Here is a 21,110-nt window from a genome sequence, read left to right as displayed (position 1 = left end):
AGATCATTCGCTGCATTCGCGGGTGATCTGCAGTGCGCAAACGAGTGGCGTGTGGTCCAAGTGCTCAGTTCACGATATCGCTCTTGCTCGCACGCAACCGGCTACTTCACCGGCTCGCCGAGCGGCTTGCCCTTGTCGACGATCCATGTCGACAGCGCCACGCCACCGTCGCTGCCCGGCGCCGCAGCGAGGCTGTGCACCGCGCCGCGCGGATTGAAGAAGTGATCGCCCGCCTTCAACACCTGGTCGGGTTTGCCGCGCGTCTTGAGCACGAGATTGCCCTTCAGCACATAACCCGATTCGTCGCCGTTGTGCACGTGCCAACCCACCGCGCCACCCGCGGGAACGTCGGCGGTACCGAGCACGATCTCCGTGCCCGGCACGCCGCTTTGTTCGTGCTGGTCGAGGATGGTGCGCTTGGCCTGCGGTGCATTGGCGGCGGGTGCATCCTGTGCGGCGATGGGGCTGCTCGCACCAGCCGCCGCAAGCAGGGCGGCGATCAACACGGGACGGAGTGACATGTCGGCATCCTCGGCGCTGGCGGAAAGGCACCGCATGGTGCGCGCGAAAACGTTATCGCCATGCGAAGCCGTTTCCGACGGGCCGTCGACGGGCGTGGCCTATCATGGAGACCTGTTATCCACCCGAGTTGCCCATGACTGATGTTTCCGCTCCGTTGCGCGTGGCGCTGATTGGCTACGGTTTCGCCGGCAAGACGTTCCACGCGCCGTTGATCCGCAGCGTGCCGGGTCTTGCGTTGGGCACGGTGGTGTCGCGGGACGCCGGCAAGGTGCATGCCGATCTGCCCGACGTGGATGTGCGGGGCCGGGCCGAGGAGGTCTTTGCCGATCCCCGCTTGGATGTGGTGGTGATCGCTTCGCCGAACGATACGCATGCCCCGCTGGCGCGCGCCGCGCTGGAAGCAGGCAAGCACGTGGTGGTGGACAAGCCGTTTGCACTCGATCTTGCGCAAGCGCGCGAACTGGCCGCGGTCGCCGCACGGCAGCAGCGCGTGCTGTCGGTGTTCCAGAACCGCCGTTGGGACAGCGATTTCCTCGGCGTCCGGCAGCTCATGTCGCTGGGCTCACTGGGCCAGGTGACCCACTTCGAGTCGCATATCGACCGCTTCCGTCCGCAGGTACGCGCGCGCTGGCGCGAGCAGGCGGGCGCGGGCAGCGGCCTGTGGTACGACCTGGGTCCGCACCTGGTGGACCAGGCCTTGTGCCTGTTCGGTCTGCCCGAGCGCGTATGGGCCAGCCTGGCCACGCAGCGCGAAGGAGGCGAGGCCACCGACTGGGCGCATGTGGTGCTCGAATATGGCGCGCGCCGCGTGATCCTGCATGCCGGTATGCTGGTGGCCGGCGGCAGCGCGCGCTTCACCGTGCACGGCACGCAGGCCAGCCTGGTCAAGCGGCACATCGATCAGCAGGAAGCGCAGCTGATTGCCGGCACGCGTCCCGGCGATGCCGACTGGGGCGTCGATCCCGATGAGCTGCTGCTGTACGACGGCAACGGCCAGGTCACCCAGCTCACTGCGCCCCGCGGCGACCAGAGCCGTTACTACGCGGCCTTTCGCGACGCCGTGCTGGGACGAGGCGCCAATCCCGTCACGCCGCAACAGGCGATCACGGTGATGGCGGTGATCGAGGCAGCCATCGCTTCGGCGGCCGACGGACGGGCGGTGTCGCTGGCATTGGATGCCGACGAACGCCTGGCCTGGCAGTCGGCGTCGAACTGAGCGCGGCGGGCCACGGCGGGCGCAAAAAAAAGGCCCCCTTTCGGGGGCCTCCTGGACCAGTTCTAGGGGGGCGACTGGTCCGGGGTCGTCGTAGTTCGTGGAAACTCCGACATGGCTAGATTGCCTCAGGCCTCCGAAAACTGAAGTAGGCCAACTCCTACACATTCAGTCAGGATGTGGATCGCCAACTGTCAGGTACCGGATCCAGGGCCTGGCTCAGCGATTCACCATCTGCATCATCGGCCCCGCGTAACGCTCGCCGGCGGCGACATCGGGCGGGAACACCGCATCGATGGCTTTCAGTTCTTCCGCGCTGAGCGAGATGTCGAGGGCGCCAAGGTTCTCGTCCAGGCGCGTGCGCTTGGTGGTGCCGGGGATGGCGAACACGTCCTTGCCCTGCGCCAGCACCCAGGCCAGCGCCAGCTGTGCGGGCGTGCAGCCCTTCTCGGCGGCGATCGCGTTGACCTTGTCCACCAGTTCCAGGTTGCGGAAGAAATTCTCGCCCTGGAAGCGCGGGCTCTGGCGACGGTAATCGTCGGCGTCGAAATCTTCCGGGCTGCGGAAGGCGCCGGTGAGGAAGCCACGACCCAGCGGCGAATACGCCACGATGCTGGTACCCGTCCTGGCGCAGGACGTCACCATGCCGTTCTCCTGCGGATCGCGCGTCCACAGCGAGAACTCCACCTGCAGCGCCGCGATCGGATGCACCTTGGCAGCGCGCTCCAGGGTGGCGCCGGACGCTTCGGAAAGACCCAGGTAGCGCACCTTGCCCGCCTTCACCAGCTCGGCCATGGCGCCTACGGTTTCCTCGATCGGCACGTTGGTGTCCACGCGATGCTGGTAGTACAGGTCGATGTACTCGACGCCCAGCCGCTTGAGGCTGGCATCGCAGGCGGCGCGCACGTACTCGGGGCTGCCGCTGATGCCGCGCTTGGCCGGGTCGTTCGGATCGCGCACGATGCCGAACTTGGTGGCCAGGAAGGCCTGCTCGCGGCGATCGCGGAGGGCCTTGCCGACCAGCACTTCATTGGTGTGCGGGCCGTAGACGTCGGCGGTGTCGAGGAAATTGAAGCCGCGCTCCAGCGCGTGGTGGATGGTGGCGATGGATTCGGCATCGTTCCCGTGGGTGCCGTAGAACTCGCTCATGCCCATGCAGCCGAGGCCGAGGGCGGAGACGGAGGGGCCATTCTTGCCGAGCTGTCGCATGTGCATGGGCGTTCCTTGGGTCAGGGGAGGGTGGGAAAGCTGACCAGGCATTCTTGGCCATGACGGGCTTGCGATAAATGCACAATAATCGCCATGTCTGTTGTCGAAATGGCCAACAATCATGGATCGCCTCCAAGCCATGCGGGTGTTCACGCGCATCGTTGAACTGGGCAGCTTCACGCGGGCTGCCGACGACCTCAGCCTGCCGCGCGCCACGCTCACCCACACCATCAAGCGGCTGGAGGAACGGGTGGGCGCGCACCTGCTCCAGCGCACCACGCGCCGCGTGCGTCCCACCCGCGACGGCGAGGTGTATTACAACCATTGCGTGCGCCTGCTGGCGGACCTCGACGCGGTGGAGGCGGATTTCCGCGAAGCCGCCGTGGTGCCCAAGGGGCGCCTGCGCATCGACCTGGCCTCGTCGCTGGCACGCAAGGTGGTGATTCCGGCACTCCCGGCCTTCCTTGCGCGCTATCCGCAGATCGAACTGGACATCGGTACCAGTGACCGCTTCATCGACCTGGTGCAGGAAGGCGTGGACTGCGTGCTGCGCGGCGGCGACCTGCCCGACTCCATGATGGTGGGACGGCGCGTGGCCACGCTGTCGCAGGCCACCGTGGCCAGCCTCGCCTATGTGCAGCGCCATGGCCTGCCGCAGACCCTGGCCGACCTGAAGGACGGACACGTCGCCGTCAACTGGACCTCGCCCACCACGCGCCGCGCCTCGCCGCTGGAGTTCATGGTGGGCAAGCGCATGCGCGAAGTGCCGCTGCCGGCGCCGGTGTCGGTGAGCGGCACCGAGGCGTATATGGCCTGTTGCGAGGCCGGGCTGGGCATTGCGCAGTTCCCGCGCTATCGGGTGCAGGAACAACTGGCGCGCGGCAGCCTGGTCGAATTGCTTCCCGCCACGCCGCCGCCGGCGTTTCCGATCAGCGTGGTGTACCAGTCGCAGCGACAACTGCCGCTGCGACTGCGCGTGTTCATCGACTGGATCGTCGAGCTGATGGATGGCGTGCGCTGAGCGCTACTGGCCCATCTGGCTGATCGCCTCGCGCATCGGCTCCACCGACACGCGCAACACGCCGGTGAGCGGCGTATCCATTTCAAGGATCACGAAGATCGCGCCCGAAGCGGACAATGCGCACACCAGGAAAAAGAACAGCACCGTGTGATTGCGCGGCGCGAACAAGCCGAAGGTGCCGAAGATGACGCACAGCCATGCCGCCAGCACCAGCAACAGCGTCATCGGGATGCTGCCGTTCTTCTGCATCAGCGCCAGCCAGCGGGCGGTGAAGACGTCGTCGGAAATATCGAGCGCACGCTCCTGCAACTGTTTTTGTGCCGGCGTAGTGGGCGTCAGTGCTGCGATGCGGCGCTGGAACTCGCTGAGATGGCTGAGGATCTGCGGACTGTCGAGCTGGGCAATCCATTTGCGGTCGCCGGAGGCCAGCCGATCCACCCAGTTGCTGTAACTGCGCTTGAGCACGTCGCGCAATGGTTTCGCCTCGGGTCCGTACTGCCCCAGCGCACGGTCGAGACGCAGGATATTCACGGCGTTGCGTTGCAGATCGCCGTTCACCGAGTCGTAAGCGGTCTTGGCCGAGGAGATCAGCAAGCCGAGCACCAGCGCAGCGATGGTGGCGATCAGGCCGGCGGCCAGTTTGATGGAGGAAGAGGAGTCATCATCCAGATGATGATCGGGCAGGCGCGTGCGCGCATACATGCCCAGCAGCGCACAACCGAACACGCCGGCGAAAATCAGCAGGAAGATCAGCAAGTGGGCCATGGCTTGCTCCTCCGAAGGATTCGCGGCGCAGTATGACGTGCCGCGCACGCCGCGCCATAGTGCTGAGCGAATGCCGGATGGACGGGCGCGCAGGCTCTTGACGCGGACACCACGCTGCCTGGCGGCAAACTCAGGGAATTAGCCTGGGGAGGGCCGCCGTGGCATCGATGCAACCCGACGTACTCGTAGTGGGCGCCGGCCCTACCGGACTGGCCGCCGCCTTGATGCTCGCGCATCGGCGCGTCGCGGTACGCATCATCGATACGGCCGAGGCGCCGTCCACCACATCGAAAGCGCTGGCGGTGAACAGCCGCACGCTGGAGGTCTTGCAGGGCACCGGCGTCGCCGAACAGATCGTGGCCGAAGGCTGGCCCGTGCATGGCGCCACCTTGCACGAGGGCGGCCACGACGTGCTGGCGTTCGACCTGCCGCCCGCGACGGGTGCACATCCCGCCATGACCGTGCTGCCACAGGCACGCACCGAAGCGCTGCTCACCAAGGCGTTGGCCGCGCGGGGCGTCACGGTGGAGCGCGGCGTGACGTTCCAGTCGCTGGCGCAGGACCTTGCCGAAGTGAAGGCAACGCTGGCGCATGCCGACGGCCGCAGCGAACAGGTCACCAGCCGCCTGCTGCTGGGCGCCGACGGTGCACGCAGCGCCACGCGCGCTGCCCTGGCATTGGACTTCGAGGGCAGCAGCCTGCCGGAACCCTGGCAACTGTGGGACATCGCCATGGCCTGCTCGCTGGATGCCTATCGCGCGCACATCCTGTTCGAACCCGACGGTTTCATCTTCGTGCTGCGTCTTGCCGGTGACTGCTGGCGGGTGATCGGCAATACCCGCGATCCGCTGGCGACCTTGCGCCGCTACGGCACGCTGGGTGCGGTGTCGTGGGAATCGCAGTTCCACATCGGCCACCGCGTCGCCGCGCGCACCGGCATGGGGCGCGTGGCCCTGGCAGGCGATGCGGCGCATATCCATTCGCCGATCGGCGCGCGCGGCATGAACCTGGGGATCGAAGATGCCTACGTCTATGCCGCCTGTGCCGCCGATGCGCTGGCCGGCGACATGGGCCGCATGAACGACTACGCCAGCTTGCGCCACGCCGTGCACAAGTCGGTGGTACGCCGCATCGGCGCTATCACGCGCATGGTGCACGGTCGACCGCTGTGGCTGCGCTGGATCCGCGACGAGGTGGTGCCGGTGATCGGCCATCTTTCGTTCGCGCGCAACCTGATGATGCGCACGGCCGGCGGCCTCGATCATCCGCTGAAAACGCGTCCTTAAGTTCATCGCGGCACCGCCGATAACCGGCTATACGCGTCAACCGTCCAGGGCGATGGCGCGGTGTCCCGTCGTGGCGACCAGCGCCGCGGCGCAGTCATATCGTTCGATGGGATGTGTCAGCCGCATGAATGCACATAAGCCGCAAGCGAAGGGAAATCGCGTGGATTGGAGCGACCCGCGCCTGCAGGCGTTACTGCGTCGGTCCGAGAACTGGAAGCTCGACAACCGCGGCACCTACACCCCCAAGGACGTGCAGATCCACCTGGGTTGGGGCGCCAATACCGGACGCCCGGCCATCCTGGTGTGGGAACGCGACCAGGTCATGATGCTGGAGACCCGCTACGCGATCGCCCTGGGCGAACAGGTACGGGTGGATGAGCCGCAGGGCGAGAAGATGCGCACGGTGTGGGGCATCGTGGTGGAAGGACGCGAAGGGTTTCGCGCGGAGGACCGCGAGAACGGGGTCCATCTGCATTGGCTGCATCTGCGTTGAGTGCGCCACTTCTCTCTCTCCCCGCCGGGGAGAGGGTTGGGGTGAGGGGCCAATCTTGCCTCGGTCGTACCTGCTTGAGCGTTGCCGGTAAGAACTATCCGGCACTGTACCTATGGCAGTGTCCCTCCCCCCAAGTCGCACTAGAATGAACTTTTAGGCCGCCCGAACAGCTGCGGCCACATTCGTGATCGACGGGGGAGCAAGCATGGCAGTGAACACACGTAGCGCGTGCCTGATGGGCGCGGCGGCACTCATCGTTCTTTCCACCGGCGTCGCCGCAGAGGGACGTACGCTCACCAGCGATGACTACGCGCGTGCCGAGCGCTACGTGGGTTACAACGTCACCCCGCTGGTCGACCACGCGGTTCAGACGGTGACGTGGCTTGACGATGGACACTTCTGGTATCGCGATCACGACGCCTCCGGCGATCGTTTCATGCGCTTCGATGCCGGCACGGGCAAGGCCGAACCCGCGTTCGATCATGCGCGTCTCGCCACGGCGCTGGGCAAGGCGTCGGGCAAGACCACCAGCGCAGGCAAGTTGGGCATCACCACCTTCGCCACGGCAGCGGACGGTCGCCTCGACCTGAATCTGCATGGCAAGCACTACCTGTGCGACATGAAGGGCAACATCGTGTGCGTGGCGGGGCGCGACGAAGCCGTCGATGGCATCGGCAACGAGCCGGGCGTGCTCTCGCCGGACAAGCGCAGCGAAGCGTTCGTGCGCAACTGGAATCTGTGGATTCGCGACGTCGCCACCGGCAAGGAAACCCAGCTCACCCTCGACGGCGTGGAGAACTACGGCTACGCCACCGACAACGCCGGCTGGAAGCACACCAACAAGGCCATCCTGGTGTGGTCGCCCGATTCCAGGCGCATCGCCACCTTCCAGCAGGATCAGCGCAAGACCGGCGACATGGTGATCGTGGGCACCAACGTGGGCCATCCGAAAGTCGAGAAGTGGAAGTACCCGCTGGTCGGCGACAAGGACGTGACCATGATCGAGCGCGTCATCGTCGATGTCGACGCGCGCAAGGTGCTGCGCCTGAAGATGGAGCCCGACCAGCATCGCTCCAGCTTGTGCGACGACATCAGCTGCGGCCGCGACGGCGGCTGGGACGACGTGCAGTGGGCGCCGGACGCCAGCTCGCTGGCCTTCGTTTCGTCCTCGCGCGACCACAAGCAGGCATGGTTCCGCGTGGCCGACATCCACAGCGGCGACGTGCGCACGGTGTTCAACGAAAGCGTGCCGACGTATTACGAAAGCGGCGCGGGCAAGGTCAACTGGCAGTACCTGCCGGCGAGCCACGAAGTGGTGTGGTTCAGCGAGCGCAACAACTGGGGCAACCTGTACCTGTACGACCTTGACAGCGGCAAGCTCAAGCACGCCATCACCACCGGCGAAGGCAACGTCACCGAGGTGCTCAAGCTCGATGCCGCCTCGCGCACGCTGTGGTTCCGCGGCGTGGGCCGCGAGCAGGGCGTCAATCCGTACTACCAGCAGTTCTACAAGGTGAGCCTGGATGGCGGCGCGCCGGTGCTGCTGGCGCCCGAGCCCGCTGACCACACGATCACCCTCTCACCGGATGGACGTCTGTTTGCCGACGCCTATTCGACGCCGACCACGCCATCCGTCACCGTGTTGCGCAGCGCGCAGGACGGCCATGTGGTGAACGCCATTGCCAAGGCCGACATCTCGCGCCTGCTGGCCTCCGGCTGGAAGGCGCCCGAGCCATTCACGGTCAAGGCTCGCGACGGCAAGACCGAGTTGTACGGCCTGATGTTCAAGCCCACCCATTTCGACCCGGCGAAGAAGTATCCGGTCGTCGACTACGTCTATCCCGGCCCCCAGACCGGCTCGGTGGGTTCGCGCAGTTTCAATCCCGCACGCGTCGACCATCAGGCGCTGGCGGAGCTGGGTTTCATCGTGGTCGCCATCGACGGCATGGGCACGCCGTGGCGCTCCAAGGCCTTCCACGATGCGTATTTCGGCAATATCGGCGACAACACCATGCCCGACCAGGTGGCCGGCCTGAAGGAACTGGGCAGGCGCTACGCGTGGATCGACATGGATCGCGTCGGCATCTGGGGCCATTCCGGCGGCGGCAACGCCACCGCGACGGCGATGTTCCGTTATGCGGATCTGTTCAAGGTCGGCATCGCCGAAAGCGGCAACCACGACAATCGCAACTACGAAGACGACTGGGCCGAAAAGTGGCAGGGCCTGCTGGTGACCGACAAGAACGGCAAGAGCAATTACGACGACCAGGCGAACCAGAACCACGTCGCCGGCCTCAAGGGCCACCTGCTGCTCGCCCACGGCACCATGGACGACAACGTCCCGCCGTACGAAACACTGCTGGTCGTCGACGCGCTGATCAAGGCCAACAAGGACTTCGACCTGCTGCTGATCCCCAACGCCCACCACGCCTACGGCGCTGCCGCCAACTACATGATGCGCAAACGCTGGGACTACTTCGTGCGCAACCTCGCCGGCGATACGCCGCCGAAGGAATATGAGATGAAGCCGCCGAAGGAGTGAGGGGCGGCCTGCCTGGACAAGCACTGAAAGACGACTGTGGGAGCGCACCCTGTGCGCGACAAACCGACGGAGCGATACACCCCGGCGTGGCCGTCGCGCACAGGGTGCGCTCCCACAGACAATCGCGCGCAGCTGGCTGAGATCTATCCCCTCGTCGCCACCACCGGCGGCACCCCGCTCGCGCGCATTGCCGGCCCCAGCACCGCCAACTGCCCCAGCAGGCAAAGCGCCAGGCCGCCCACCGGCACATACAACCAGGGCAGCCGCTGCAACGCGTAATGCTGCATCAACAGCATGTTCAACGCATACGCCAGTACCACCCCGAGGACCACGCCCGCGCCCACGATCACTCCATTCTCCGTCTGGAAATAACGCAGGATGTCCCGCCGCGTCGCCCCCACCGCGCGACGTATGCCGATGGAGCGGCGCCGCTGCTGCACCCAGAAACTCGCCAGTCCCGCGATGCCGGCCGCCGTCACCAGCAATAGCGAAAGCGCCGCCGACAGCAGCAGCGTGATCATCGTCCGGTCGCGGCGAAAATAGTCCTCGCGCATCTGCGTGAAACTCTGCGGACGCCGCAACACGCGATTGCTGTCGAGTCCGGCGAGCACCTTCTGCGCCTGCTTCAGCACCCGCTCGCGATCCTGCGGCGCCGTGCGCATCACATACGTCACGTCGGCCGTGTCGGGCAGCATGGGGAACAGCGTGGAGTAGTCGCTACCCTCGGACTCGTCCAGCGTGGGGCGCAACAGGTGATCCACCACGCCGACAATGCGCACCGGGCCGTCGCCGGGATAGATCACCTTGCCCAGCGGTTCCTGTCCCGGAAACAGCTTGGCGGCCAGCGCGCGGGTGACGATGGTGGACGGCACATGGTTGATGCCCGACCAGTCGTGCGCGGCATCCAACGGAATGTATTCCTCCGGCAGGAACAACCGGCCCGCCACCAGATGCATGCCGAGCACGTGCATCGCGTCCTGCGTCCCGTTGTAGGCCGTGGCGGTGGTGAGCGCGGGACCGTTGGGCACGAGCGCGATGCCATTGCTCCAGTTGTTGCCGCTGAAGGGCAGTGCATCCACCGCGGCTACCATGCTCACGCCGGGCATCGCGCGCAGGGCGGCCAGGTCGGCGTCGTGCCGGGCGAGCTGATTGGCGGTTTCGTCCACGCTGATGCTTTCGATCAGGGCCAGTTCGTTCTCCGCAACGCCGCTGGGCAAGCGCATCTGCGCCATGCGATGGCCGATGATGGAAGCCACGTTGCACACGATGGCGCAGGTGAGCGCCACCTGCAGCACCAACAGGCAGACGGTGAGTTTGTGGCGCGAGAGACTGGCGATCAACGGCGAATGCGACATGACTGGCCTCACTGCGTCTTCAATTGCAGGGCGGGAGGAATACGGCACGCGCGCCATGCGGGCAGCAGCCCGGCGACGACGCTGGCCACGAGGGCGAGCACGAACGTACCGAACAACATGCTGGCGTCCATCTGCGCGAGTTGCGCGTAGCCGTCGGGTCGCTGGCGGACGCTCCACAAGCCGAGGCAGGCGATGCCGAGTCCAAGCAGGCCGCCTGCCAAGCCGATCACGCACGACTCCACGCCCAACTGCAGGAAGATGTCCCAGCGCCGCGCACCCAGCGCGCGCCGCACGCTGATCTCGCCGCCGCGTCGCAGGAAGGTGGCCAGCAGCAGTCCCACCACGTTGATCATGCAGACGGCGAGGAAGCCCAGCGATAGCGAGAGCTGCAGACGCAAGTCATCGGGAATCGCGTGTTGCCTCGTCAGCCAATCCATCAGGCCAAACAGGTGCGCATGAGCCGGTCGTGGCATGCGTCCATGCGCCTGCTGTTCGCGCCAATAACTGCCCAGAAATTGCCGATATGCCTCGGCCTTGGCGGTGCTGTCCAGTTGCACCCAGAACTGCAACCACGCGCAGTGCTCGCTGGTGCGACCGCCGCTGTCCCAGCAGGACATGCGGCCGTTGAAGTCCAGGTTCAGATCCTGCGCGGTCTGCAGCGGCAGGAAGAACTGATCGGTCTTGCCGAACACACGGCCGTTGAGCTGCGCATAGAACTGGGGCTGCGGGCGCCAGTCGTCGAGCACGCCCACCACGCGGAAATCGGCGTTCTTCAGCCGTACCGTGCGTCCGATGCTGGGCGTGTTGCCGAACAACTTGCGATTGAGCTCGCTGTTGAGCACCACGATGCGCGCGTGGCTTTCATCGTCCTCGCTGCGCCAGGCACTGCCGGTCGCGAACGGGACCTTGAACATGCCGAAGAAATCGGCGGTGACATAGCGGCCTGTTTCATAGAACGGCAACTCGCCGCTCTGCTGGGGTCGCACGGGCACCGCGCCGCCCGCCATCACGGCTTGCCGATCGGCCCGCTGCGCGTGCAACAGGTTCATGGCGTCGGGCCAGGTGAAGTTGCCATCGGGCTCGGCCGGTTCGCTGTGATCGCGCGCCAGCGGACGCGGATCGATCACCGGTGCGTACAGTTGATCGCTGCGCCCCGGCAGCGGGTCGCCCGACAGCACGTGGAAGATGGTGATCATCGTCATGCTGGCGCCTATGCCCAGCCCGATGACCAGCACCATCAGCACCGCCAGCGCCTTGCTTCGGCGAAGACTGCTGATCGCGGTTGTCGCGTAATAGCCGAGCATGTCGCCTCCTTCTGCATGCGTGAAGCGGGTGTGCGCGGCGCGCAACTACCCGCCGCCCAGCGCGAGCCGGGCGTATGTGTTGGAAATCGATGAACCCCGAGCGGTGGCGTCGCCTGGGCGAGCCACCGCGTATCGCTTAGCGGTCGCTCACCCGCTGCGCAGCGCCCTTGGCCAGCGCCTCGTCAATCAGCCGACTCATCTGCTGCTCCGCTTGTGCAGAGACCTGTTCTTCGCGATGAGCGAGTGCTTCCTCCTGCTTGGCGAGCGCTTCCTGACGCTTCTCAAGCCCTTGCTGCTGATGCTCGAGCTCGCGGGTCTCCCGTTCTATCTCGTTGCGTTCCGCCTCGAACCCGGCGCGTTCCCCTTCGCCGGCATCGGGCGTTCCACGCTGCGCCTGGCGTTGTGCCAGCGCCGCCTCACGCGAGGCGATGCGCGCCATGCGTGCGCCCAGGTCGCCCTGGCGAGCACCGATGCCACCTTGCTCGCCGCTGAGCTGGCCTTGCTGACCAGACAGCTTGCCTTGCTGTTCCGCAAGATCGGTGAGCGGCGCGTAGAAGGTCTTGGCGCGGGTGACGTAAGCCTGGTCGCGGATGACATACGACTCGTTGCCCCGGCGGAACAGCACCAGCGGCGCCTTCTCATTGCGCATGCGCTTGGCCGCGGCGAGATCCTGCTCACCGCCGGTGACGATCACCGAGTCATGGTCGAGCAGGGCGAAGCCGTACTTGGCGTCGTTGTGCGTTTCGATGTCCACGTTGTGCGCCGAGAAACCGGAGGCAGACGATTCTGGCGGCGCAGGCGGTGCCGGTGCCGGCGGCGGCGGGGGAGGCGGCGGCGGTGGGGGCACCGGTGCCTTGGGCGCGGGCGGGGCCGGCGGTACGGGAGGAACGGGCGGTGGCGTCACGCTGCCGCGCGGCGAGGGTTTCGTGTGCGGCGTGGCGGGTGTCAGCGGCGTCGCCGGTGTCGGTGGCGTCGCTGGCGTGGCGGGTGTCGCCGGCGTGGGAGGAGTGGCGGGCACCGTCATGACGCTCGACGTGCTGGCCGGTGCGGCCGCGTTATCGCCCTTGGCCTCGGTCACGCGATACGGCAGCACGCCGATGGCGGCGACCAACGAAACCAGCAGCCAGCTGCGTACACGCGACGTGGTGTCCTGATCGCTCAGTTGAAGCATGGTCAGTCGCCTTTTCAAGTTGTGGAACGTCGGCGAGGCGCCAGCGAGACCCGCATGCAGCGGATGCGCCACGCCCAGGCGCAGCAGCAGGCGACCGTAGTCCTGCGGCGCAGCGTCGTGCTGGTGAACCACTTGCGCGTCGCACGCCGCTTCGCGGTTCAGCGCGTACTCGCGCATCGCCCACGACACCATCGGATGGAAGAAGAACAAGCGTTGGGCGATGGCGGGAATCCAGCCCATCCACAGGTCGCCGCGGCGCAGATGGGTGAGTTCGTGGGCCAGCGCCAGTGCGCTTTCGCCGGATGACAGATTCTGGTCCGCGGGCAGCAGCACCACCGGACGCCATAGACCGCTTACCTGCGGCGAGCGGATTGCATCGGAAACGCGCAGCGACGGACAACGGCGCAGGCCCATCGCCTGTGCTTGCTCGGCGCATAACGTCTGCAACGCCGCATCGTCGAGCGGCCGCGATGCGCGAACCACCTTGCGCGCTTCACGCCAATGACGCAGCGCCATGATCATCTGCACGATCACGCCGGCCAGCCACAACGCGAACACCGATGGCAGCCACGACGTCCATGCATGCGGTGTCGCCGATGAAGAAGAGCTGGATTGCACGATCACCGTCGAAGTGTCCTTGTCCGACTCCGGTGTGTACGAGCGCTGCCCGAAGCCGGCGATATGGTGCTCGCTCGGTGTCACCGTCGTGGTGGTGACCACCGTGGTTGCGGTGGCGTGGGAGGGCGACAGCAAGGGCAGCCCTACCGGTGTGGGCAGCAGCACGCCCAGCAGCAACTGCACGCCGAGCAGCCACCACAGCAGCGAACGCGTGGCGGCGGAAAGCCGCGGCAGATAGCGGTTGAGCAGCCACACGGTGCCCACCAGGAGCACCGCCTGCAGCGAGGTCCAGGCGAGGCGGGCGATCACTTCCTGCGCGAAAGAGGCAACGGCGCTCATCTCAGGTCTCCTTGCGGCGCGACTGCAGTTGATGCACGAGGGCTTCGAGCTCGGCCAATTCGTTGTCGCTCACCTCCGCGCGTTCGGACATCCACGCGACGAACGGCGATACCGAACCGCTGAGGGTCTTCTCCACGAACTGGCCTACCGCGCTGCGCATCACTTCGCCGGGACCGGTGGCGGTGCTGTAGCGGTAGACGCCCTGCACCTGCTTGCGGCGCAGGTAAGCCTTGCCGCGCAGGCGATCCATCATGGTCAGCACGGTTGAGCGCGCGAGTCCGCGCGGTTCGCCGAAGCCGCTGGCCACCTCGCCCACGGATGCGTTGTTGTGTTCGGCGAGATACTGCAGGAGCGCCAGCTCCTGATCGCCAATGGTTGGCTTGCCCACGTCCACGGTCCTGGTGACTACAACTGTAGTCAAGCTACCCCGTGACTACAGCTGTAGTCAATAGGTCGATCGAGCGGGATATGCGTCAGCGCTGACTTGTTGCAACGCACCAAAATCGGAGTAGAGTGCGCCCCGTCCTCATCCTGCAGCGCGCCTGGAGTGCGCTTATATGAAGGCCCAAACGCTTCATTTGGTCGACCCATCCCGCCGCACACGGCGAGTCATCGCACCCACGGGTTAGCCACAACTTTCGTCCCTCGTATGCCCGCTCGGCGACAGCCGGATCGGGCGCGTGCGAATGGACGTCCATACGGCATACGCCGACGAAACATTATCCACGGGGAAAATCATGAGAACGCTTGTCGACTGGCTGGCGCATCGGCTTTGGCCGTTCGTCTTTTGCTTGCTGTTGTACGTCGCTGTCATCGGGCCGGAGCTGATCTCCGCCGCCAGCACGCTCGCCGTACTGGTGGGGCTGGCCCTGCTGGCCGTGCTGTTGGCGTGGGGCTATCTGCTGCTGCGCCGCGGTTTCACTCACAAGGAATGACCATCATGAAACGTGTATTGACGTTGTCGTTGTCGCTCTCCGCCCTGCTACTGGCCGCCTGCTCGAAGGTGCCGGCGGGCAATGTCGGCGTGAAGTTCCAGATGTACGGCGATGACAAGGGTTCGCTGCAGGAACTGCCGCCCGGCCGCTATTGGGTGGGCTGGGGCTACGAGATGTACACGTTCCCGACCTTCACGCAGACCTACACCTTCACGCGCTCCACCCTGGAAGGCCGTGCGGTGGACGAGTCGATCAGCTTCCAGACCGCGCAAGGCCTCACCGTGAACGCGGACGTGGGCATCACGTATCACATCGATCCGTCGAAAGTGACGCTGATCTTCCAGAAGTACCGCAAGGGCATCGACGAGATCACGGACGTGTACCTGCGCAACATGATCCGCGACGCGCTGGTCAAGGAATCGGCCAGCCTCGATATCGAGTCGGTCTACGGCAAAGGCAAAGCCAACCTGATCGAGTCGGTGCAGAAGGACGTGAGCGAAGAGGTTGCCGCGGTCGGCATCAACGTGGAGAAGATCTACTGGATCGGCGAATTGCGCCTGCCCGAAAACGTGGTGCAGTCGATCAACGCCAAGATCCAGGCGACGCAGATGGCCGAGCAACGCCAGAACGAGGTTGCGCAGGCACGGGCCGAAGCGGAGAAGGTGGAAGCCGAAGCACAGGGACGTGCCCAGGCGCAGATCACGATTGCCACGGCGGAGGCCAAGGCGATTGAGTTGAAAGGCAATGCGCTGCGCGAGAATCCCAACATCGTGCAGATGTCGGCGATCGAGAAGTGGGACGGGCATCTGCCCACTTACACCGGGAGTAGTGCGCTCCCGTTCGTGAGTTTGGGAAGTGTGCCGGGCAAGTAAGCGCTTGCGCCCTCTCCCCGCCGGGGAGAGGGCTGGGGTGAGGGGAGGGTGCTCGCGGGAACGTTTGCGCTTTTCTGTAGGAGCGCACCCTGTGCGCGACCGCTACGCTGGGATGTACCGCGCCGTAGGATGGTCGCGCACAGGGTGCGCTCCTACAGTAGATCGGTAGCTGCTGCTCAACGTTCCCGCGAGCAGCCACCCTCACCCCTCAGGGCAGAGGGAGTAAGGGCGCGGCACGCTCGGTCAAAACGCCATATCAAACGCCACATCACCCTGCACACCCACCTGATACGCCGACACGCGGCGTTCGAAGAAGTTGGTCACTTCCTGCACGTCCTGCAGGTCCATGAAGTCGAACGGGTTCTTCGAGCCGTACTTCTTGGGCATATCCAACTGCACCAGGCGCTGGTCGGCGCAGTACTCCAGGTACTGGCGCATCTCCTTCGGCGAAAGACCGGCCACGCCGCCGGACAGCACGTCTTCGGCAAACTGCGTTTCGCAGGCGATGGCTTCTTCCAGCATGGCTTCGACCTGCGCGCGCATCTCTTCGTCGAACAGCTCGGGCTCTTCGGAGCGAACCGTGCGAACGACGTCGAATGCAAACGCCATATGGCCCGACTCGTCGCGGAACACCCAGTTGGTGCCCGAGGCCAGGCCATGCAGCAGGCCACGCGAGCGCAGGAAGTAGACGTAGGCGAACGCAGCGTAGAAGAACAGACCTTCGATGCAAGCCGCGAAACAAATCAGGTTGAGCAGGAACTGGCGGCGATGTTCGCGCGTCTCCAGGCGCTGCAGGCCCTGGATGGAGTCGATCCACTTGAAGCAGAACTCGCCCTTCTGGCGGATCGACGGAATGTTCTCGATCGCGTCGAACGCCTTGTTGCGCTCGGTCGGGTCGGGAATATAGGTGTCGAGCAGCGTGAGGTAGAACTGCACATGCAGCGCTTCTTCGTACAGCTGGCGCGACAGATACATGCGCGCTTCGGGCGCATTGATGTGCTGGTACAGGTTCAGCACCAGGTTGTTCGACACGATGGTGTCGCCGGTGGCGAAGAACGCCACCAGGCGATGGATCAGATGACGATCCGCATCGGACATCTTGGATTTGAGGTCAGTCACGTCCAGCGAGAAATCCACTTCCTCCACCGTCCACGTGTTCTTGATCGCGTTGCGATACATCTCGTAGAACTCGGGGTAGCGCATCGGGCGCAGGGTGAGTTCAAAGCCTGGATCAAGAATGTTCGACATGGTGTTCCTCGGTAAACGTGCTGCTCAATCCAGCTTGCGCGCATAGCGATCGCGCACGAAGCGGCTGATATAGGTGGACAGGCCGATGCCTGCCTCGGCGAGCGCCTGCATGTTCCTCACATGCAGGCGCCCGGGTGTTGCGTCGGTGTATTCGTAGAGTCCGTCCTTCACGAAACGAACTCGGATAAAGCCCTTGCCAGCTTCGTAGCCGGCGACCCCGGATTTGCCGCTGAGGTTCCGGTAGGGCTTCATCGTGGCGCCGTCTTACTGACACGCCTCGCAGTACTCCGGATTCTCCAGCGAGCAGAACACTGCTGCCGTCGCCTGTTCCTGCTCCTCGACCGGTGCGGGCTTCGCCACCGGTGCGGCCGAGACCGTGGTCTTGGTGATCTTGGTGGCCGGACGCGAGCGCAGGTAGTAGGTGGTCTTGATGCCGGATTTCCATGCGTACATGTACATGGAGCTGAGCTGGCCGATGTTCGGATTTTCCATGAACAGGTTCAGCGACTGGCTCTGGTCGATATACGCACCGCGAGCGGCACCCAGGTCGATCAAGGCCTTCTGCGGCAGCTCCCACACCGTGCGGTAGATCAGGCGCAGACGCTCCGGAATGGCGGCGATGCCCTGGATTGAGCCTTCCGCCAGCTTGATGGCGTCGCGGATCTCGCTGGTCCACAGGCCCAGCGTCTTCAGTTCTTCCACCAGGTAGCGGTTCACCACCAGGAAGTCGCCCGACAGCGTCTCGCGCTTGAACAGGTTGCTCACCTGCGGCTCGATGCACTCATAGCAACCGGCGATCGAGGCGATGGTCGCGGTCGGCGCAATGGCGATCAGCAGCGAGTTGCGCAGACCCTTGGCCTTGATCGACTCGCGCAACGCATCCCAGCGTGCCACATCGTTCGGCTGGGCGTTGGTCCAGTAGTCGAACTGCAGCTCGCCATTGGCCGCACGCGTTTCCGCGAAGCCCGGGTGAGCGCCGTGCTCCATCGCCAGCTCGTTCGACTGCGACAACGCGTTGAAGTAGATCTCTTCCGCGATGCGCGTTGACAGCGCCAGCGCTTCGGCCGAATCGAACGGCAGGCGCAGCTTGAAGAACACGTCCTGCAAGCCCATCACGCCCAGACCCACCGGACGCCACTTGTTGTTGGCGACCTTGGCGGTAGCGATCGGGTAGAAGTTCAGGTCAATCACGCGATCGAGCTGACGCACGGCGGTACGCACCGTGCCGGCGAGCTTGTCGAAATCGAAGCGGCCGTCGACCACGTGGCGCGACAGGTTCACCGAGCCCAGGTTGCACACCGCCGTTTCGTCGGCGTTGGTCACTTCCAGGATTTCGGTGCACAAGTTCGACAGGTGGATGACGTTTTCCGCCTTCGCTGTCTGGTTGCTGGTGGCGTTGCTGCGATCCTTGAAGGTCATCCAGCCGTTGCCGGTCTGCGCCAGCGTGCGCAGCATGCGGGCATACAGCTCGCGCGCCTTCACCGTTTTCACGGCCAGGCCGGCGGCTTCGGCCTCGCGATACGCCTTTTCGAACGTCTCGCCCCAGCTGTCGACGAAGTGCGGCACCACCTTGGGATCGAACAGCGACCAGTCGCCATCGCTCTCCACGCGGCGCATGAATTCGTCGGGAATCCAGTTGGCCAGGTTGAGGTTGTGCGTGCGGCGCGCGTCGTCGCCGGTGTTGTCGCGCAGCTCGAGGAATTCCTCGATATCGCCGTGCCACGGCTCCAGGTATACGCAGGCCGCGCCCTTGCGCTTGCCGCCCTGGTTCACCGCGGCAACCGAAGCATCCAGCGTCTTCAACCACGGCACCAGGCCGTTGGAATGGCCGTTGGTGCCCTTGATCAGCGAACCGCGCGAACGCACGCGCGAGTAGGCCAGGCCGATGCCGCCGGCAAACTTGCTGAGCTTGGCCACGTCGCCGTACTTCTCGTAGATGGATTCAAGCGAATCCAGCGGCGAGTCGAGCAGGAAGCACGAGCTGAGCTGCTCATGCGCCGTACCTGCATTGAACAGCGTCGGCGAGCTGGCGATGTATTCGAGCGAGGAGAGCAGGCGATACAGCTCCAGCGTCTCGCCGATGTCATTCCCACCGAGCGCGCAGGCGATACGCATGAAGAAGTGCTGCGGCGTCTCGATCACCTTGCGCAGCTGCGGATGGCGCAGCAGGTAGCGGTCGTACACCGTGCGTAGGCCGAAGTATTCGAAGCGGCGCGTGGCCAGCGGATCGATCGCGTCGTTGAGCTTGCGCGCATTGATCTGCACGAAGTCGCGCAGGCGCTCGTTGAGGATGCCCAGTTCCGCGCCGCGCGCGATGGACTGCGAGAAGCTCTGGATTTCCTGGCCGCTCACTTCCTTGTCGATGAAGGCGCCCAGCAGGCGCGCGGCGAGCTGGCCGTATTCCGGTTCTTCGGCAGTGAGCGCAGCGGCCGTGCGGATCGACAGCTGATCCAGCTCCTGCGTGGTGGCGCCGTCATACAGGCCACCGATGGTCTTGAGCGCCACGCGCATGGGATCGACCCCATGCAGGCCTTCGCTGCTGCGGGTGACGGCGCGGACGATCTTGTTCACGTCCACCACTTCCTGGCGGCCGCTGCGCTTGGTCACGCGCATCTGGCCGGGGTTGTGCGGCGGGGTCAGCGCGAACGGCGCGTCCGTGCGCGGCGCATCGGCCACGGCGGTGTCGGTGGAAAAAGCAGTGTCGGCACGATCGTCTGCACGTTCGCGCCCGGTGGTATCGATAGGTTGCATCGCGACTTCGCTCCAAGCTTGGTCATCAACCGCCTGCTCCCGCGCGCAGGGCTGAAAAAAATGAGGTTTTCGCGGACGGTCGAGCAGCAGGGCAGCCGCCCCGCGCATCGACGCGCTTCCCCGCGGAAGCCGTCACTACGCACCAGGGCGTTGGGCCCTGATGTGCCGGCAGGTCTTCGGACTCGTGGACATGGGCAGTGAGGCCCGGCCTAGTTGCCCCCGCTTCCCAGCCGCGGAGGGCCAGTGCGATGGGGGCTTTCGTTTCCACTTACCGCTGCGGGGCAGTCCCGGATTTGCACCGGAGTTCCCTATTAAGCCATTCCGACCGTAGGTCTGAGAGTGGCACCGACGAGGCACAACATATCGGGCTGCACCGGGTCGGTCAACCCAATAGATTGTGGATTGCCCGTGGATAAGCCCGAAAACTCCAAGATGGGGGCGGAGTTAGGAAATGCTAGGAAATTTTCGCGGGGGGAGGGGGTTGTATCGGGTCGCGCGAGATGCAAGTGCCGCGCACTCGATCGGCGTCTCACGGGCGAATAGCGGTGGTCGTCTCAAGCATCGCTGCGAATTCGCGGGCGAAGCGGTGCACGTCGCCCGGCCAGCGAGCGGAGAGGTAATTGCGGTCGCGGATGACGAAAGCCGGCGTGTCATCGTGGTCACTGTCGCGCACCAGGCCGGAGGTCTGACGGCGACGCTGCGGGGCCTCGTCGGGCACGTCGAGGAAATCGTCCGGATTGGCGAGCGCACGCGTCACTTCCTGCTGTACCGACATACGGCCTGCCGGCTGGCCCGCGCCGTCCGGGTAGGTGCGGTAGTAGTGCGGATCCCAGAAGCGCGTGATGCGGGCCAGCGACCACGCGGACTTTTCCAGCGCCCAGGTGAGCGCCGTCGTGCGACGGCCATGCAGCACGGAGCGGCCGTCCGAGCCACGACTGCGCGCGGCCAGCACCACGCCGTGGCAGATCGCGGCCACGGGCTTGTCCGACGCGAAGAAAGCGCTCACCGTGCGCTGCAGCTGCGCGCTTTCCAGATAGTCGCGTACGCCGCGCGCGCAATGGCCGCCCGGCAACAGCAGGCCGTCAAACCGGTCCGGATCGATGGCATCCCAGGCGATCGGCGCGTTGAACGCCACGGCCTTCTCAAGCGCCGCATAGTCGCGCCGTGCATCGGCGTTGGCGCGCAACAGCAAGCCGACCAGGCGCAGCTTGCGCAAACCGGGCACGAAGCCCCATGGGTCCAGTCCTTCGCCGCTGAGCATGATCGGATCGGCCTGCGCGACCCGGCCGTCGGGCGTGGCGAACGTCACATGGTGTCCCGCCTGCGTGAGAATGCGCCACGGCACCGCGACTTCGCTGGGATCGAAGTCCTGATGGGGAAGCGGAACCAATACGTGGGCCACGGCGTGCGTCCTTCGGTGTGTGCGCATCCTGGCGGATCGCGTGTTCGGCCCATGTTGCGGGCCG

General features: G+C 65.3%; 18 protein-coding genes and 1 riboswitch. Of the genes, 7 read left to right on the top strand and 11 right to left on the bottom strand.

Annotated elements, in window-relative coordinates; all coding sequences use genetic code 11:
- Positions 1-101 precede the first annotated feature (101 nt).
- The gene (locus ISP20_RS14515; protein ID WP_204636827.1) at positions 102-521 is read right to left on the bottom strand and encodes a cupin domain-containing protein; all 420 of its coding nucleotides are present in this window, start codon (positions 519-521) and stop codon (positions 102-104) included.
- 134 nt (positions 522-655) lie between these two features.
- Here ISP20_RS14515 and ISP20_RS14510 point away from each other — a divergent pair, with 134 nt between their 5' ends.
- Entirely contained in the window at positions 656-1,738 is a 1,083-nt protein-coding gene (locus tag ISP20_RS14510) for an oxidoreductase (protein ID WP_204636826.1), read from the top strand.
- A gap of 216 nt (positions 1,739-1,954) precedes the next feature.
- Here ISP20_RS14510 and ISP20_RS14505 read toward each other — a convergent pair whose 3' ends face one another.
- Entirely contained in the window at positions 1,955-2,950 is a 996-nt protein-coding gene (locus ISP20_RS14505) for an aldo/keto reductase (RefSeq protein ID WP_204636825.1), read from the bottom strand.
- Between the two features lie 115 nt (positions 2,951-3,065).
- Here ISP20_RS14505 and ISP20_RS14500 point away from each other — a divergent pair, with 115 nt between their 5' ends.
- On the top strand, positions 3,066-3,965 hold the full coding sequence (locus ISP20_RS14500) for a LysR family transcriptional regulator (RefSeq protein ID WP_204636824.1): 900 nt from the start codon (positions 3,066-3,068) through the stop codon (positions 3,963-3,965).
- Between the two features lie 3 nt (positions 3,966-3,968).
- Here the strand turns inward: ISP20_RS14500 and ISP20_RS14495 are convergent, their stop codons facing one another.
- Positions 3,969-4,730: a bestrophin-like domain gene (locus ISP20_RS14495; RefSeq protein ID WP_204636823.1), complete on the bottom strand. Its 762-nt coding sequence runs from the start codon at positions 4,728-4,730 to the stop codon at positions 3,969-3,971.
- Between the two features lie 167 nt (positions 4,731-4,897).
- Between ISP20_RS14495 and ISP20_RS14490 the strand changes: the two genes are divergently transcribed.
- From ISP20_RS14490 to ISP20_RS14480, 3 genes are all read left to right on the top strand, one after another.
- Complete coding sequence (locus ISP20_RS14490; RefSeq protein WP_239535922.1) at positions 4,898-6,016, top strand: FAD-dependent oxidoreductase; 1,119 nt, start codon at positions 4,898-4,900, stop codon at positions 6,014-6,016.
- Between the two features lie 124 nt (positions 6,017-6,140).
- The gene (locus ISP20_RS14485) at positions 6,141-6,509 is read left to right on the top strand and encodes a hypothetical protein (RefSeq protein WP_204636821.1); all 369 of its coding nucleotides are present in this window, start codon (positions 6,141-6,143) and stop codon (positions 6,507-6,509) included.
- Positions 6,510-6,714: 205 nt separating this feature from the next.
- Positions 6,715-9,051 carry a S9 family peptidase gene (locus ISP20_RS14480; protein ID WP_204636820.1) on the top strand — a complete coding sequence of 779 codons (2,337 nt, stop codon included), beginning with the start codon at positions 6,715-6,717 and terminating at the stop codon, positions 9,049-9,051.
- 143 nt (positions 9,052-9,194) lie between these two features.
- Here the strand turns inward: ISP20_RS14480 and ISP20_RS14475 are convergent, their stop codons facing one another.
- From ISP20_RS14475 to ISP20_RS14460, 4 genes are all read right to left on the bottom strand, one after another.
- Positions 9,195-10,406, bottom strand: coding sequence for an ABC transporter permease (locus ISP20_RS14475; protein ID WP_204636819.1), 1,212 nt, complete (start codon positions 10,404-10,406; stop codon positions 9,195-9,197).
- Between the two features lie 8 nt (positions 10,407-10,414).
- Entirely contained in the window at positions 10,415-11,710 is a 1,296-nt protein-coding gene (locus tag ISP20_RS14470; RefSeq protein ID WP_204636818.1) for an ABC transporter permease, read from the bottom strand.
- Positions 11,711-11,846: 136 nt separating this feature from the next.
- The gene (locus ISP20_RS14465; protein WP_204636817.1) at positions 11,847-13,838 is read right to left on the bottom strand and encodes a M56 family metallopeptidase; all 1,992 of its coding nucleotides are present in this window, start codon (positions 13,836-13,838) and stop codon (positions 11,847-11,849) included.
- A 1-nt stretch (position 13,839) separates the two neighbouring features.
- On the bottom strand, positions 13,840-14,226 hold the full coding sequence (locus ISP20_RS14460; RefSeq protein WP_204636816.1) for a BlaI/MecI/CopY family transcriptional regulator: 387 nt from the start codon (positions 14,224-14,226) through the stop codon (positions 13,840-13,842).
- A 349-nt stretch (positions 14,227-14,575) separates the two neighbouring features.
- On the opposite strand from ISP20_RS14460, the gene ISP20_RS14455 reads away from it, so the two are divergent.
- On the top strand, positions 14,576-14,773 hold the full coding sequence (locus ISP20_RS14455) for a hypothetical protein (protein WP_204636815.1): 198 nt from the start codon (positions 14,576-14,578) through the stop codon (positions 14,771-14,773).
- A 5-nt stretch (positions 14,774-14,778) separates the two neighbouring features.
- Positions 14,779-15,645 carry an SPFH domain-containing protein gene (locus ISP20_RS14450; RefSeq protein ID WP_204636814.1) on the top strand — a complete coding sequence of 289 codons (867 nt, stop codon included), beginning with the start codon at positions 14,779-14,781 and terminating at the stop codon, positions 15,643-15,645.
- A 243-nt stretch (positions 15,646-15,888) separates the two neighbouring features.
- Here ISP20_RS14450 and ISP20_RS14445 read toward each other — a convergent pair whose 3' ends face one another.
- The 4 genes from ISP20_RS14445 to ISP20_RS14430 form a co-directional block, all read right to left on the bottom strand.
- Positions 15,889-16,893: a ribonucleotide-diphosphate reductase subunit beta gene (locus ISP20_RS14445; RefSeq protein WP_046972461.1), complete on the bottom strand. Its 1,005-nt coding sequence runs from the start codon at positions 16,891-16,893 to the stop codon at positions 15,889-15,891.
- A 24-nt stretch (positions 16,894-16,917) separates the two neighbouring features.
- The gene (locus ISP20_RS14440; RefSeq protein WP_204636813.1) at positions 16,918-17,145 is read right to left on the bottom strand and encodes a hypothetical protein; all 228 of its coding nucleotides are present in this window, start codon (positions 17,143-17,145) and stop codon (positions 16,918-16,920) included.
- 12 nt (positions 17,146-17,157) lie between these two features.
- On the bottom strand, positions 17,158-19,644 hold the full coding sequence (locus ISP20_RS14435; RefSeq protein ID WP_204636812.1) for a ribonucleoside-diphosphate reductase subunit alpha: 2,487 nt from the start codon (positions 19,642-19,644) through the stop codon (positions 17,158-17,160).
- 150 nt (positions 19,645-19,794) lie between these two features.
- Positions 19,795-20,009, bottom strand: a riboswitch (cobalamin riboswitch).
- A 164-nt stretch (positions 20,010-20,173) separates the two neighbouring features.
- Positions 20,174-21,046: a type 1 glutamine amidotransferase domain-containing protein gene (locus tag ISP20_RS14430; RefSeq protein ID WP_204636811.1), complete on the bottom strand. Its 873-nt coding sequence runs from the start codon at positions 21,044-21,046 to the stop codon at positions 20,174-20,176.
- Positions 21,047-21,110 lie beyond the last annotated feature (64 nt).

Source organism: Dyella kyungheensis (genome assembly GCF_016905005.1).
Classification (GTDB): Bacteria; Pseudomonadota; Gammaproteobacteria; order Xanthomonadales; family Rhodanobacteraceae; genus Dyella; species Dyella kyungheensis.
This window is presented reverse-complemented; position numbering and strand designations above follow the sequence as displayed.